General features: G+C 35.9%; 16 protein-coding genes. All 16 read right to left on the reverse strand.

All coding sequences use genetic code 11. The features are described 5' to 3' along the window. Positions 1-43 precede the first annotated feature (43 nt). Positions 44-1,750: a proline--tRNA ligase gene (locus tag BQ6100_RS06500; RefSeq protein ID WP_075980893.1), complete on the reverse strand. Its 1,707-nt coding sequence runs from the start codon at positions 1,748-1,750 to the stop codon at positions 44-46. A 207-nt stretch (positions 1,751-1,957) separates the two neighbouring features. Continuing rightward, positions 1,958-3,217: an RIP metalloprotease RseP gene (gene rseP / locus BQ6100_RS06505; RefSeq protein WP_075980894.1), complete on the reverse strand. Its 1,260-nt coding sequence runs from the start codon at positions 3,215-3,217 to the stop codon at positions 1,958-1,960. 16 nt (positions 3,218-3,233) lie between these two features. Continuing rightward, the gene (locus tag BQ6100_RS06510; RefSeq protein WP_075983462.1) at positions 3,234-4,376 is read right to left on the reverse strand and encodes a 1-deoxy-D-xylulose-5-phosphate reductoisomerase; all 1,143 of its coding nucleotides are present in this window, start codon (positions 4,374-4,376) and stop codon (positions 3,234-3,236) included. A 114-nt stretch (positions 4,377-4,490) separates the two neighbouring features. Further along, complete coding sequence (locus BQ6100_RS06515) at positions 4,491-5,285, reverse strand: phosphatidate cytidylyltransferase (protein ID WP_075980895.1); 795 nt, start codon at positions 5,283-5,285, stop codon at positions 4,491-4,493. 70 nt (positions 5,286-5,355) lie between these two features. Then, on the reverse strand, positions 5,356-6,132 hold the full coding sequence (locus BQ6100_RS06520) for an isoprenyl transferase (protein WP_075980896.1): 777 nt from the start codon (positions 6,130-6,132) through the stop codon (positions 5,356-5,358). Between the two features lie 371 nt (positions 6,133-6,503). After that, positions 6,504-7,061 (reverse strand): ribosome recycling factor, encoded by a 558-nt coding sequence (gene frr, locus BQ6100_RS06525; RefSeq protein ID WP_075980897.1) that lies wholly within the window; start codon positions 7,059-7,061, stop codon positions 6,504-6,506. A 2-nt stretch (positions 7,062-7,063) separates the two neighbouring features. Beyond that, positions 7,064-7,786: a UMP kinase gene (gene pyrH, locus BQ6100_RS06530; protein WP_075980898.1), complete on the reverse strand. Its 723-nt coding sequence runs from the start codon at positions 7,784-7,786 to the stop codon at positions 7,064-7,066. A gap of 108 nt (positions 7,787-7,894) precedes the next feature. Then, positions 7,895-8,776: a translation elongation factor Ts gene (gene tsf / locus BQ6100_RS06535; RefSeq protein ID WP_075980899.1), complete on the reverse strand. Its 882-nt coding sequence runs from the start codon at positions 8,774-8,776 to the stop codon at positions 7,895-7,897. Between the two features lie 157 nt (positions 8,777-8,933). Continuing rightward, the gene (gene rpsB / locus BQ6100_RS06540) at positions 8,934-9,641 is read right to left on the reverse strand and encodes a 30S ribosomal protein S2 (protein ID WP_075980900.1); all 708 of its coding nucleotides are present in this window, start codon (positions 9,639-9,641) and stop codon (positions 8,934-8,936) included. Positions 9,642-9,790: 149 nt separating this feature from the next. Continuing rightward, positions 9,791-10,504: a hypothetical protein gene (locus BQ6100_RS06545; protein ID WP_075980901.1), complete on the reverse strand. Its 714-nt coding sequence runs from the start codon at positions 10,502-10,504 to the stop codon at positions 9,791-9,793. Positions 10,505-10,513: 9 nt separating this feature from the next. Next, on the reverse strand, positions 10,514-10,822 hold the full coding sequence (locus tag BQ6100_RS06550; RefSeq protein ID WP_075980902.1) for a hypothetical protein: 309 nt from the start codon (positions 10,820-10,822) through the stop codon (positions 10,514-10,516). A gap of 112 nt (positions 10,823-10,934) precedes the next feature. Then, positions 10,935-12,293 (reverse strand): DUF342 domain-containing protein, encoded by a 1,359-nt coding sequence (locus BQ6100_RS06555; protein ID WP_075980903.1) that lies wholly within the window; start codon positions 12,291-12,293, stop codon positions 10,935-10,937. A 27-nt stretch (positions 12,294-12,320) separates the two neighbouring features. Next, the gene (locus BQ6100_RS06560) at positions 12,321-13,100 is read right to left on the reverse strand and encodes a FliA/WhiG family RNA polymerase sigma factor (RefSeq protein WP_075980904.1); all 780 of its coding nucleotides are present in this window, start codon (positions 13,098-13,100) and stop codon (positions 12,321-12,323) included. Positions 13,101-13,324: 224 nt separating this feature from the next. Continuing rightward, the gene (locus tag BQ6100_RS06565; protein WP_075980905.1) at positions 13,325-13,822 is read right to left on the reverse strand and encodes a chemotaxis protein CheD; all 498 of its coding nucleotides are present in this window, start codon (positions 13,820-13,822) and stop codon (positions 13,325-13,327) included. After that, the gene (locus BQ6100_RS06570; protein ID WP_075980906.1) at positions 13,815-14,468 is read right to left on the reverse strand and encodes a chemotaxis protein CheC; all 654 of its coding nucleotides are present in this window, start codon (positions 14,466-14,468) and stop codon (positions 13,815-13,817) included. Before BQ6100_RS06570 ends, BQ6100_RS06565 begins: the two co-directional genes overlap by 8 nt. Next, positions 14,461-14,931, reverse strand: coding sequence for a chemotaxis protein CheW (locus BQ6100_RS06575; RefSeq protein ID WP_075980907.1), 471 nt, complete (start codon positions 14,929-14,931; stop codon positions 14,461-14,463). The genes BQ6100_RS06570 and BQ6100_RS06575 overlap by 8 nt, the downstream gene beginning before the upstream one ends. Positions 14,932-14,949: the final 18 nt, after the last annotated feature.

Consider the following 14,949-nt stretch of genomic DNA (forward strand, 5'->3'; position numbering starts at 1 on the left):
TAGAATTTTGAAAAACGGGTCCCGATATCGGAACCCGTTATTACTAGTTTAGATTTGATAATATTTTTGTAACTGTTTCTACAAGATTATCTTTATGAACTTCTTGCATTTCTCCTGTTTTTCGAACCTTTACTTCCACAATTCCATCCTGAGCCTTTTTCCCAACAGTGATGCGAATTGGTAACCCAATTAAATCAGAATCAGCAAACTTAACCCCAGGTCTTTCTGCCCGATCATCTAATAACACTTCAAAACGGTTCTGCATTAGACTTGAATATAATTCTTCAGCTAAAGAGGCTTGTGAATTGTCCTTCATGTTAATTGCTACAAGGTGAATATGGAACGGAGCAATATTTGCCGGCCAAACTAGACCCTTATCATCATTAAATTGTTCAGCAACAGCCGCCATTGTACGAGATACCCCTATCCCATAGCAACCCATAATCATAGGTTTTGACTTCCCATTCTCATCTAAATAAGTAGCATTCATTGCTTCACTATAACGAGTTCCCAATTTAAAGACATGGCCTACTTCAATTCCTTTAGCAAAAAGGATGTTCCCTTGTCCATCCGGAGAAGAGTCACCTTCTTGAATAAAGCGTAAATCTGCATATTGTTTAACGACAAAATCACGTTCGGGATTCACATGAGTATAGTGATAATGCTCTTCATTGGCACCACATACACCATTTACAATGGACTCGACTGCAAAATCACCAACGATTTCCACATTTTCAACTCCGATAGGTCCCAATGAACCAACAGTACAGCCTAATACTTCCTTAGTTTCTTCAGGTGTAGCTAGTTCAACTGTACCTGCTTCGAATAAGTTTTTAAGCTTAATATCATTAATCTCGTGATCACCACGTGCTAGAACAAGGACATATTGATCATCAATTTTAAATAATAATGACTTAATACATTGATTTGCTTCAACCTTGAGATAGGAAGAAACCTCCTCAATGGTTCTTTGGTTTTCCGTTTTAACCTTTTCTAATTCTTTTACAGGTTCATTACTTTTTTCATATTTCATGGTGACTGGAGCCATTTCGATATTTGCCGCATAATCTGATGTATCAGAATAAGCAATGGTATCCTCACCAATATCTGATAATACCATAAATTCATGGGTATCCTTGCCACCCATTGCGCCAGAATCAGCAATAACTGCTCTAAAATTCAACTGGCAACGTCTGAAAATATTGGAATATGCCTTAAATAATGCTTGGTAAACATCATCTAAACTTTCAGGTGAGGAATGAAAAGAATAGGCATCCTTCATAATAAATTCTCTGCCACGAAGTAAGCCAAATCGTGGACGCTTTTCATCCCGGAACTTTGTTTGTATTTGATACAAAGTAAGAGGAAGGCGTTTATATGATTTGACTTCGTCTCGAACTAATTGTGTAATTACTTCTTCATGCGTTGGTCCAAGAACAAAATCACGATCATGACGATCTTTTAACCTAACTAGTTCGGGACCATATGTATACCAACGGCCAGATTCTTGCCAAGCCTCAGCTTGTATCAAGGAGGGCATTAATAACTCAACTGCGCCTGCAGCATCCATTTCTTCCCTTACAATCTTTTCAATCTTTTTTAATACCCGATTGGCAAGTGGCAAATAGCTATATACACCACTAGCATTTTGACGGATAAAACCGGCTCTTAAAAGTAATTGATGGCTTTTTATTTCTGCATCTGCTGGAACTTCACGTAGGGTAGGTATAAGCATCGAACTTTGTTTCATTAAATTAGCACCTCATTCTAAATCTAAAAAAGTCAATTAATCAATACGTACTAAATTATAATATATGTAATTTAGAAGTTGAATCATATAGAGTCTATTCTTAATAAAAAGTGGCATTTGACCTTAGACCAAGTTTTTCTTTGTCCAAGGTCAAATGCTACAAGATTTCTATTACAAATGGGGCTTTTGAAAACCATAAAAATGTTCTTATAAAAAGAATCTTTGAATATCGTTCCAAGTAACCACTAACATCAACAGCATAAGGAGGGCAAAACCGATAAAATGAACCATACCTTCTTTTTGACGATCAATTGGTTTTCCTCTTAACGCTTCAATACCAAAGAACATTAATCGACCACCATCAAGCGCAGGAATAGGCAAGAGGTTCATAATCCCAAGGTTAATACTTAAAATCCCTGCCCATTTCATTAAATAATAAATACCTGACTTTGCAACCGTATCCGTTGAAACATAGATACCTACAGGGCCTGACAGAGCATCAATTGAAAACTGGCCAGATACTAGCTTTCCTAACATGATGAAGATATCTTTAGTCCAGTTATATGTCTCACTAAAGCCATAGGCAATGGCTTTAAGAGGAGATTTCTCCATAGGACTGTAGACTCCGATTACCCCTATTTTTTCTTTTTCAACAAGCTTTTCTTCAGGAGTTACAGGAATCACTAATTCTTTTCCATTTCTATCAATCGAAAAGCTTAATTCTTTATTAGGATTCTTTTGAATCATTTCAACGACATCGGTCCATTCAGAAATTTCTGCCCTATTAATACTATGAACAATATCTCCTTCCTTTAAGCCAGCATCAATAGCTGCGCCATCCGGAGTCAGCTTGCCTAACATCGGCTCATTGGAAGGCATCCCTTGCAATAATGCAATAAGGATAAAAATAACGATGGCTAAGATAAAATTCATCATCGGTCCGGCAAAGATAGCCATTGTTCTTTGACCAAGAGTTTTAGAAGCAAATTGTCTGTCGTATGGAGCGATTAACGATTCTACTCCATTTTCAACAAGTACAGCATCACGACTAATGGTGAAGGTTTTTAGGATTTCATCCTCCCCTTCAACATAGCCCTGAATAAATAATTCATGTTCAATATCTGACTTTTCAACCTCAATCACTCTTGCATTTGGGTACTTATCTTTATTGTTTAAGATGATTTTCGTTACATTTTCATTTTGATCAAAAATCAAGCCCACTCTATAGCCAGGTTTGATTTCTATCATTTCCGGATCTTCTCCGGCCATTCTTACAAATCCACCAATTGGTAACAGGCGAACAGTATACACGGTCTCACCTTTTTTAAAAGATAATACCTTTGGACCCATTCCTATGGCAAATTCACGGCAAAGTATACCTGCTCTTTTGGCAAAAATAAAATGCCCTAACTCATGAAAAAACACTAACGCCCCAAAAATAACAATAAAGGCAATGATAGTACTCAAAATATAACCACCTTTTTTATAGAAGTGTGTTTACATACTGTCTCGTTTGTTGATCAACCTCTTGAATAATTGAAAAATTAGGATTCGAAATATTATTATGAGCAGTTATCGTCTTTTCAATTAAATCCTCAATTTGTAAGAAAGAAATCCTTCCCTCCAGAAATGCTGCAACAGCCACTTCATTTGCTGCATTAAGTACAGTAGGTAGTGTTCCACCTGCCTTACCTACATCATAAGCAAATTTCAAGCAACGAAATCTTTCTAAGTCCATCTCCTGAAAATGAAGCTTTCCAATCTCTGCAAGATTAAGCCTTTTGGCAGATTTTAGTGGCAACCGATTTGGATAGGATAAGGCATATTGAATAGGTACTCTCATATCAGGAGTTCCAAGTTGTGCAATAATACTGCTATCATGGAACTCAATCATCGAATGAATGATACTTTCCTTATGGAGGAGAACATCAATTCTATCGTATTCAATCGAATAAAGCCAGTGTGCTTCAATAACTTCTAAGCCTTTATTCATCATGGTTGCTGAATCTATCGTAATCTTTGCACCCATCGACCAATTAGGATGATTTAATGCTTCATTAACAGTAACATTTACTAATTCAGCTCTTGTCCGATCTCGAAAGCTCCCACCAGAAGCGGTGATGATTAATCTTTCAATATTCTTCTCTTCTTCTCCTTGCAAGGCTTGGAAAATAGCAGAATGTTCGCTATCGATTGGGAGGAATTTGATTCCATTTCTCTTAGCCGATTCCATTACTAAATGACCAGCCGTTACTAATGTCTCTTTGTTAGCAATCGCAATGTCTTTTTTTGCATCGATTGCCTGTAGTGTTGGTTGTAATCCAACACTCCCTATTACTGCATTTACTACCATATCTGCTTCATCATAAACCGCAACCTCAGATAATCCTTCTATTCCATTATAAAATTTTATCCCAGGAAATTCAGCTTTTAACTTGTCTGAATCTGTTTTTTCGATTAAAGATACAACCTTGGGCTGGAACTCCATAATAATTTTTCTGGTTAATTCTATATTTCTTCCAACAGAAATAGCAACCAATGAGAATTCTTCAGGATGTTCCCTGATTATATCTAAGGTTTGAGTGCCAATCGAGCCTGTAGCACCCAATAAACTAATCCGTTTCAAAATAATCATCTCCATTAAGGAAAACGCTAGCAGCATAAATGATGAGCTAGTTTTCGTTTCAATACTATCACACAAAAGTTTCATCCATTGATTACATTTCTAATCAATCACTATTTAAATAAAATGTAAAATATGTAGCAACGGCCAGACAAATAATAGGCTATCAAAACGATCTAAAATACCACCATGGCCTGGAAGAATTTTCCCGGAATCCTTGACATTATAGAATCGTTTAAAAGCAGATTCGACTAGATCACCAATCTGACCAAATATGGAAGCAATGGTTGTTACGATCAATAAAATAATAAGTGAGTGTTCAATATCTGAAAAAATGGAAAAAAGAATAGCAACAATGAGTGCAGACAAAATTCCACCGATAGAACCTTCTACGGTTTTATTAGGACTAATTTCTGGCCATAGCTTATGCTTTCCAAAGGCTCTTCCAAAAAAGTAAGCTCCAGAATCTGTTGCCCACATAATAAACAATGAATAAAAAAGATACTGTAAACCATTATCAGTCTCTCGAGTTTCAGCAAAATAATAAAAACCGATTCCTACATACAAAATGGAGAGAACAGAAAATGAAACATCCTCAAATGTAAAGTGGTTCTTTGAAGCAACTGTATACGTTAAAAAACATAAAACGGCAAAAAGAAAAATATCCACCTTTGTGTATTGGAATGAGTCCCAAAGTGACATATAACGGGATGGGAATAAAACAATCCACAACATAATTAATGATATAATTCCTGGTATTGAGAATAGATACAACTTTCTCATCTTCAATAATTCATATAAACCGACTGTAGCTAATAAATAAGATACGATAATAATTGGAATCCCACCATAAATTACAATTGGCAAAAAAATTGCTGCTGCAATAATGGCTGTAATAATTCTTTGCTTCATTTTTTTACTTCAACACCTTTGCTACGTCTATTGATGGTTGTCTTATTTAAATAACTGGGAAAATATTGGTCTAAACACCGCCGAACCTTCTTTGACGATTTTGATAAGTTTCTATTGCTTCTAATAAGTGGTCTTCTCCAAAATCAGGCCACAGTACATCGGTAAACCAAAATTCCGTATAAGCAAGCTGCCATAGCATAAAATTACTTAAACGAATTTCTCCACTTGTTCGAATTAACAAATCAGGGTCATCCAACCCATTCGTCATTAGATAATTTGAGAATTGATCTTCAGTTAATTCATTTATATCCATAATACCATTCTTACAATCAGAAGCAGCGCGTTTTACTGCCTCAAGGATCTCGGCTCTACTTCCATAGTTAAGGGCAAAATTAAGAATTAACCCAGAATTATTTTTTGTTTCATTCATAGCCTTTTCAATAGCTCTTAAAGTATGTGCTGGTAATTGATCCTTATAACCAATCATACGCACCTGAACATTTTCTTCAATAAGCTCAGGTAGAAATGTACCTAAAAACTCCTCAGGTAACTTCATTAAATAGTCCACTTCATTTTTAGGTCTTTTCCAATTTTCTGTTGAAAATGCATATAGGGTTAACACTTTAATACCTAGCTCATTTGATAATTTGGTAATCTTGCGTACAACTTTCATACCCTCATGGTGACCAGCCACTCTAGGTAGAGCGCGTTTCTTCGCCCATCTTCCGTTTCCATCCATAATTATCGCCACATGGGACGGGATTTGTTGATTACGAATAGCTATTATTCGCTCTCGGAGATTGGAAGAATCCTCTTTCTTCTTCCAAAGCCTCAATTTATTTAACATAATTATGCTCCTCCAAAAGAAATTAATCTCGGTCTCCGAAATTAGAATAATCAAAAGTACATCCATCTATGAGATCCATGCTACAAGACCAAAATATTTACATTCAAAGACTTCAGCATATCACTTCTTATTATCATACCAAATTTTATACAAATATCTATATAAAAAGATTATGTACTCCTAGTAAAAATAAGAATAATGGTATAAGAAAAAATATAGGACTAGTATCATTCCTACATAATAATTTAGTCAAAGAATTCTAATTGTGCAAAGAATACGCTTAAAACAGTGAAAAAACCCCCTATTGATAGAGGGTCTTTTTTGTATAGAATAAAAGTTTTTGCAAGGCAAGAAGCTTCCGCTTTTCTTTTTCACACTTCCAAGATTTCTTTTTCTTTTTCTTTAGTCATGTTGTCTACTTTGGAAATGTATTCATCTGTTAGTTTTTGAATATCTTCAGAGTAACCGCGTAAATCATCTTCTGTAATTTCACCGTTTTTCTCAAGCTTTTTCAAATCATCATTTCCATCTCTTCGAATATTACGAATGGCTACTTTTGCTTCTTCTGATTCCTTCTTAACAATCTTTACAAGTTCTTTTCTTCTTTCCTCAGTTAATTGAGGAATAGTTAAACGGATAAGATTTCCATCGTTTGTTGGAGTTAATCCAATATCACTCTTTAAAATAGCCTTCTCAATATCACCTAAGATTGACTTATCATAAGGTTGAATAACAAGAAGTCGGGCCTCTGGTACTGAAACACCCGCTAATTGGTTAATAGGGGTTGGAGCACCATAGTAATCCACGGTGATTCTGTCCAATAATGAAGCATTTGCTCTTCCTGCACGAATGCTAGCAAGTTCACGAGAATAAGCCGCAATCGCCTTGGTCATTTTTTCCTTTGCATGTGCAAGTACTTGTTTAGGCATGATTATTTCCCCCTCACAATAGTTCCAATGGTTTCACCCATTACAGCTCTTTTAATATTACCTTGTTCCATAATGGAAAATACAAGAAGCGGTATATTATTATCCATACATAAGGAAGAAGCTGTTGAATCCATAACAGCAAGCCCTTCTTTTAATACATCTAAATATGTAAGCTCGTCATATTTCTTGGCATTATGATCTACTCTTGGATCAGCTGAATAAACTCCATCTACATTATTCTTTGCCATTAATATGACTTCTGCTTCCACTTCAGCTGCGCGTAATGCAGCTGTCGTATCAGTAGAGAAATAAGGGTTACCAGTCCCAGCTGCGAAAATAACGACACGTTTCTTCTCTAAATGGCGAATGGCACGTCTTCGTATATAAGGTTCAGCAACTTGACGCATTTCAATGGAAGTTTGTACACGAGTTTCAATCCCTAATTGTTCAAGACTATCCTGAAGTGCTAAGGAATTCATGACAGTTGCTAGCATTCCCATATAATCGGCGTTCGCTCTATCCATTCCCATCTCTTCACCGATTTTTCCGCGCCAGATGTTACCGCCGCCTACAACAACAGCAACTTCAACACCTAAAACAGCTATCTCCTTTACCTGAGTAGCAATTGATTTGATTACAGTTGGGTCAATCCCAAATCCCTGCGCTCCTGCTAATGCTTCACCACTTAACTTCAAAACGATTCTTTTATATTTTGGACTAAGCATGAGAACCTCCATATGTATTAAGTGAAATTTCATTTATACCTTACTCTTAAAAATAGGGAACACCATGTGTTCCCTATTCTGAAATTTAATAAGTGTACAAAAGAAATATTATTTTTTCACTTGGTTCATAACTTCTTCAGCAAAGTTATCTTCGCGTTTTTCCATTCCTTCTCCTACTTCGTAGCGAACGAATTCACGAATTGTAGCACCGTTTGCTTTGACAAATTGACCGACCTTTTGATCAGGATTTTTAACAAAAGCTTGATCATTCACACAAACGTCTTCGAAGTACTTACCTAAACGACCTTCAACCATTTTAGCAACGATATTTTCAGGTTTTCCTTCATTTAATGCTTGTTGAGTTAATACTTGGCGTTCACGTTCAACTTCTTCTGGAGATACTTCGTCACGTGAAACATATTTTGGATTTAATGCTGCAATGTGCATAGATACATCTTTTGCGACATTTGCATCTGTAGTACCTTCAAGAACAGAAAGAACACCAATTCGACCACCCATATGTAGGTATGCTCCGAAAGCATCATTATCTGTTTTTGTTTTTACTTCAAAACGGCGAAGGGAGATTTTTTCTCCGATTTTTGAGATAGCCGCATTGACATGAGCTTCTACAGTAGCTCCATTATCCATTGTTTGAGCATTTGCTTCTTCTACTGTTGCTGGCTTTTGCTTAAGAAGATGTGCTGCAAGTTCTGTAACTAATACTTGGAACCCTTCATTCTTTGCAACAAAGTCAGTTTCAGAGTTAACCTCTAAAATAACAGCTTCATTACCTTCAACTTGGATAAATGTTGTTCCTTCAGCTGCAATACGATCAGATTTTTTTGCTGCCTTTGCGATTCCTTTTTCACGAAGGAAATCAACAGCTTTTTCCATATCTCCACCAGTTTCAGTTAGAGCCTTTTTACAATCCATCATTCCTGCGCCAGTTTTTTCACGAAGTTCTTTTACCATTTGTGCAGTAATTGCCATATCGCGTAATTCCTCCTTAAATCCTATGTAATAATATACTTTGCAAGCAAGAGTTTTGCTAAACCTTTTCTTTAAAAAAAGGCGATAAAAGGTATAGCCCTCTTATCACCTTTCTTCAGAAAATCATAGATTAAAGTTCAAATGAACAGTGAGATGATTACTCAGCTTCAACAGCTGTTTCTTCACCTTGTTTTGCTTCTAAGATTGCATCTGCCATTTTGCCAGTTAATAGTTTAACAGCGCGAATAGCATCATCGTTAGCTGGGATAACAACATCGATCTCATCTGGATCACAGTTTGTATCAACAATACCAACGATAGGAATATTTAATTTATGTGCTTCCGCAACTGCGATACGCTCTTTACGAGGGTCGATGATGAATAATGCATCAGGAAGCTCTTTCATATCTTTAATTCCGCCTAGGAATTTTTCTAAACGATCTTGCTCTTTCTTTAATTGAACAACTTCTTTTTTAGGAAGTACTTCAAAAGTTCCATCTTCAGACATTCTTTCGATGTTTTTAAGGCGTGCAATACGCTTTTGGATGGTTTCAAAGTTTGTTAATGTACCGCCTAACCAGCGTTGGTTCACATAGTACATACCAGAACGAGCTGCTTCTTCTTTAACAGAATCTTGAGCTTGTTTCTTAGTACCTACGAAAAGAATTTTACCGCCGTTACCAGCAAGTTCCTTAACGAAGTTATAAGCTTCTTCAACCTTTTTAACTGTTTTTTGAAGGTCGATGATGTAGATGCCGTTACGCTCAGTGAAAATATATTTTTTCATCTTAGGGTTCCAACGGCGAGTTTGGTGACCGAAATGTACACCAGCTTCAAGCAATTGTTTCATTGAAATGACTGACATGTTTTTTCCTCCTAATGGTTTGATTTCCTCCGCTTATTTCATTTTTAATCGAAAACTGTTTTCCAGCACCATTCGACTAAATCCGTAAGCGTGTGTATTAACACCATTTGTAAATATAGCATAAAGCAGCAATAGAAATCAAGGGTTTCTTATTTCATTTGATATAATTTTAACAATAGTTCTATCTCTGTCTTACCCTTGTTTAATTTTCTTGCAATATCTTCCTCATTGAAGCCTTGCTTTTTCAATAGCAGGGTTTGATTATACAAGGATTTCATATAGAGATTTTCTGTTATTTCCTTCTCTTCCTGAACAGTCTGTTCTTGTGATAATTCTGTTTGCTTATCTATTTCTACGATAATTTCTTCATTCGAGAATCGATTTTTTAGATCCAGCTCACTTGCTAATAAATCCTTTTCTGTTTGAGGAGATACGTTTTGTTGTTTATATGCCCTCACTGCTTGATAGGCCATTGTCTTTTCCAAATGAGGTGGTTGTTCGCTCTTCCTATCGATTTCTGTTTTGCCTTGCTGTTTTACTATTTTATTTTTCTCTTTGCTCTTATCTATCATTTGGTTAGAGCTCTTTTTTTCTTTTTCATGGTCTAATTCCTTTGAGGAATCAATATTTTGCGGTTTTTTAGAGAGTTTTTCCTTTTGCAAAATTAATTTCTGAATAAATTCCTCGTTTTCTTCCTTCATCTCCATCATATATGTAGAGATTAATTCTTCAAGTTCTTTCATGTTTTTAACTTGACGTTGTTCAACTTGAACTAGACGATTTTGACGGAGATAAAGAATAATTACCGCAAAGATTGAAATAATGTTTAAGATAAAACTAATTAATAATAAAAGCGTGGTCATAACATCCCTCTATCCACTGTAGTCAATGTTTGTCCCTTTGTATGGATGATTTTCCTTTTTATGATGGTCTTCTTTTTTTCTTCTCTGCCTTTTCCCATCATGATAACTATTCTTTCCACCTTCATCTTCTAAGGTTGGTCTTATTTCTTTCAGGTCTGATTTTAAAACAGTCGTTCTCTGTTTTTCTTCTTCCTTTTTCACACTTTGACCAGCATGTTCTTGCATGATTGTCCCCTGTTGTTGTAACTGTTCTTGCAGTTTTCCTGCTTCTAGTGTTCTTGGAAGTGCAATTTGTAGTTCAATCGTTTTTAAACTCATATGACCACTTCCTTTATTAAGAATGCCGTCTTCTCTTAATATAATAGCTTTGTTAATCTAGAATGTTGATTTTTCTTTAACACCGCCAATAATATAATTACTTCAGCGTTCATTACCCTATAGGCTCAAATTGAATATCCCCATTCAGTATATTAAATCTAGTAAATGTATGTTTCTTTTGAATAATTCTAGAATACTTCCCAAAATGTATGGTTGTATTTGGGAACACAGTATCTGTAACTGTTACTGATGCAGTTGCATTAAGCTCTTTTTCCTCTGCTATTAGCATCAACTGTTCATTTATTTCCTTTAAATTTGCTTCAAGCTGCTGTTTGGTAGCTTTTTGTTTTTGAAGCATTACCTTATGTTCCTCAGTAATCCTACCTACATGCTTAATGGTTTCTGTTAACTTGTGTTCAAGAATTTCTAGTTTTTTTAGATTATCAGTTATACTCTTTTTTTCCTCCAATAATCTTTGTTCCTTATCTTCTAATAGTGGATTCGTTCCTATAAACAAATCTGTTTTTGTAAACAGGCGATTTCCAATTTCTTTTGCTTTTATATCTTTTCCTGCAACCAATCGTCCTCCGATAATTGGGCCATTTTGACATATAATAGAGTCCATTGCTTGGACCTCACTGTGTAAAAGGGAAGACTCGATGATCACACTTTGTCCAGCTCTAACATTTGCTTGATTTAAGTAGGCTGCTTGAATATTTCCTCCGGCGATTACTCTTCCCCGTTTTCCACCAGTAATCCCACCTCTTACTGTAATATTTCCTCCTGCCTCCAAATAAGCACCCTCAACAATTCCCCGTATTTGAAGGTCTCCACCTGCCTTTATTTCATATCCCGAAGGAACGTCTCCTTGGATGATGACGGTTCCAATAAAGTTGATGTTTCCTGTTTTTAGGTCAATATCTCCATTAACCTCAAATACGGGATTTACGGAAATTCGATTTTCTGTAACACTTAGCTGACCATTGTCAGTTGAAAAAAACTGATTCCCTTGTAGGGTAACATTTTTCCCTGGTCTAATTCTTAATGGCTTTCCATTCCTTGCAACCAGCCTTCTACCATAAACATCTATCCCGTCTACCCCTTGAGTAGGGGGAACAATTGTTGCAATAAGCTGACCATTTTTTACTGATGGGATATTAAGCACATCTCGAAAATTTAATTTTTCCTTTTGTACATTCTCCGATACTTGAATTTCATTTTGTAAATAGGCATCTTCCCCATGAATGACGGGTTTGCCTTCTGCTATACACACAGGATATTTGATGGCTTTTGGATTTGAGCAAATATGAATTAATTGCTCCTTATTAATTCCATATACTATCCTCTGTTTTTTTAAAAAGGCATCCAATTCCTCTAACGTAAAATCTGGGGCATTGTTTACTGGAATCAAAATATCTAAATAAGCCTGCAACCGATCTTTGGATACTTGAACTTTAAAAGATTTTTCCAAAGTGATCCTCTCCCCTGTTTGATACCTTTATTTGTTCACTTTGTTCATTACTTTTTGAAGCGATTGACGCAATTTAAAAATGGCCTTTGAATGTATTTGTGATATTCTTGAGGTCGACAAATTTAAAACCTGTCCTATCTCGGTTAATGTTAGTTCCTCTTTGTAAAATAAACTCAGAACTAGCTGCTCATTATCATTTAATTGAGAGATATGACTAGCTAAATCCTTTATATTTTCATCCTGAACTACTTTGTCCTGAGGGTCTAATGCCTTTTCATCTTTGATATGATAGGAATGACCTTCTTTATCTTCAGGATCATTTGTGCGATCATCCATTGAAACAAAATTCGCAAAATAGTATTCATTAATAGTGGTATAGACTTCTTCCTCGCTTAAATTCATCTCAGTCGCGATTTCTGATACCTCTACGTTCCTCATAAATCTTTGCTCAAGCTTTTCTATGGTTGCCTCAATCTTTTTAGCCTTTTCTCTTGTTCCTCTTGGAAGCCAATCTTCTTTTCGTAATCCATCTAAAATGGCACCCCTTACTCGAAAAGAAGCATAAGTATCGAATTTCAGATCTCTCTTTGGATCGAATTTTTCTAATGCGTCGTATAGTCCCATCATGCCGAGACTTCTAATATCATCTCTTGAAACGTTTTTCGGAAGAGTTACCGAGATTCGTTGAACATGGTAGTTTACTAATGGCATATATTTTTTCACCAAAAGATTTCCTGCTTCGGAATCTCGAGATTGAATCCAATTCTCCCAAATCTTTTGTTCTTCTGTCGTGGAAGCTTGTACCATTGTAATCCTCCTTAAAACGTTACCATCCTTACCAACATTATACCAAAAACAGAATAACATGAACAAAGCTATTCATAAAAAATCAGCCGATCTATAAGCGATGGCTGATATTTATCATAAATCAATGAAGTATTTATATGTTTACCTAATAGTAAAAGTTTTACCATAAAAAACAATAAATCGCGAAACAGGATTCTATTCAAAGGAAAAAGCTTAATCCAATCTTAAATTTCTTTTACACCTTTATTTACAGTTCGAATATTTAACATGCAGCTTTTAGGATTAAATTCTATTGTTCTTCCACTATTTCCACCGACATCTTCAGCAATGATTGCAATCCGAAGAGCCTGTAATTCTTTTTTTACAGCCTCAACATTTCGTGGGCCAATTCGCATCATATCATTTCCACTGGCAAAATGAAACATTTGCGCCCCACCGGCAATTTTTGCCCTTAATGCAGTTGAACGTGCCCCATTCTTTATCAATGTATTGACTAATTCCTTGACTGCGGTATCCGCATATTTTGCAATATTCATTGATCCTGCTTTGGCAAGTGCGGAATCTGGCAGCATAACATGCGCCAAACCTGCAAGCTCTTTTCCCTGATCGTATACTACTACCCCAACGCATGAACCGAGTCCTGAAGTGCGGATACAATTAGGGGGGGTCACGATATTCATATCTGCAATGCCTACTTTAATCACTTGAAGACAATCAGTCATTTTCCATAACTCCCAAGGATTGGAAAATGGTGTGAAATGAATCTGGATCTGGAAGTAAGAAGAAATGTCCCCTTACGCTTTCAGTGATGTTTTCCACTTCTTCATTTAATGCTGTATCAATAACAATAGCATAATCACTTACTTGTGATAATTCTAGTAATCCGAAACTGATGATCGCCCCAACCATGTCAATACTCAATGCTGGAACGGAAGGATATAAATCCAAATGAGTAAAATCGGATAAAGATGTTAAATAGGACCCTGCTAAAATATTCCCTAATTCTTGTAATGCAGAGAGAGCTAATTCGCTATACGGTGGGTTTTCAAAGCTAAACGTAGAATCGCCGATCATATGTTGAATAAACTTTGTTGCCTGATGCAAAGGCAAAACAAAAAACATACTTCCTGGGGCCTCTCCTTCAATTCGCAAGAAAACCCCAGCCACAACATTTTCAGCTCCTCCTGCCATTTCCATCATTTCATCAAATGATACAATTCGAACATCAGGAACCTTCATGTCTATTTTTCTATTTAATAATTGGGATAGTGCAGTCGCAGCATGACCTGCACCAATATTTCCGATTTCTTTTAAAACATCTAAATGAATTGTAGAAATCTTATTAAAAAAATTACTGTTATCACTCATGACCCGGTATTCCTTTTGATTCTAATGGCATTAATACCTTTTCAAGTTCAATTAATATTAGTAATCTCTTATCAATTTTGGCAACGCCCTGAACATACTCTGCTTCTGATACTCCGACGATTTCTGGCGGTGGTTCGATTGCGTTTGTTGGAATATCTATTACATCATTAGCTGCATCCACAATTAAACCTACATCCATATCCTCTAAAGAAACTATAATTACACGAGTATTATCTGAGTATTCCACCTCATCTAAACCGAAACGCGTTCTTAGGTCTATAATTGGTGTGACTACACCTCGTAAATTAATTACTCCTTTTACAAAATCAGCAGTACTTGGAACCCTTGTAATATGTTCAACTTTTTCTATGGAACGTACCTGGCTTACAGGTATCGCATATTCTTTTTCTTTAATTTGAAAAACAATTAATTTGATATCAGTAGGTTGTAATGTCTCAGTCATCGTAATCACTCCTTTAAT

This window comes from Bacillus massilinigeriensis, assembly GCF_900117315.1.
GTDB classification, from domain to species: domain Bacteria; phylum Bacillota; class Bacilli; order Bacillales; family Cytobacillaceae; genus Bacillus_BE; species Bacillus_BE massilionigeriensis.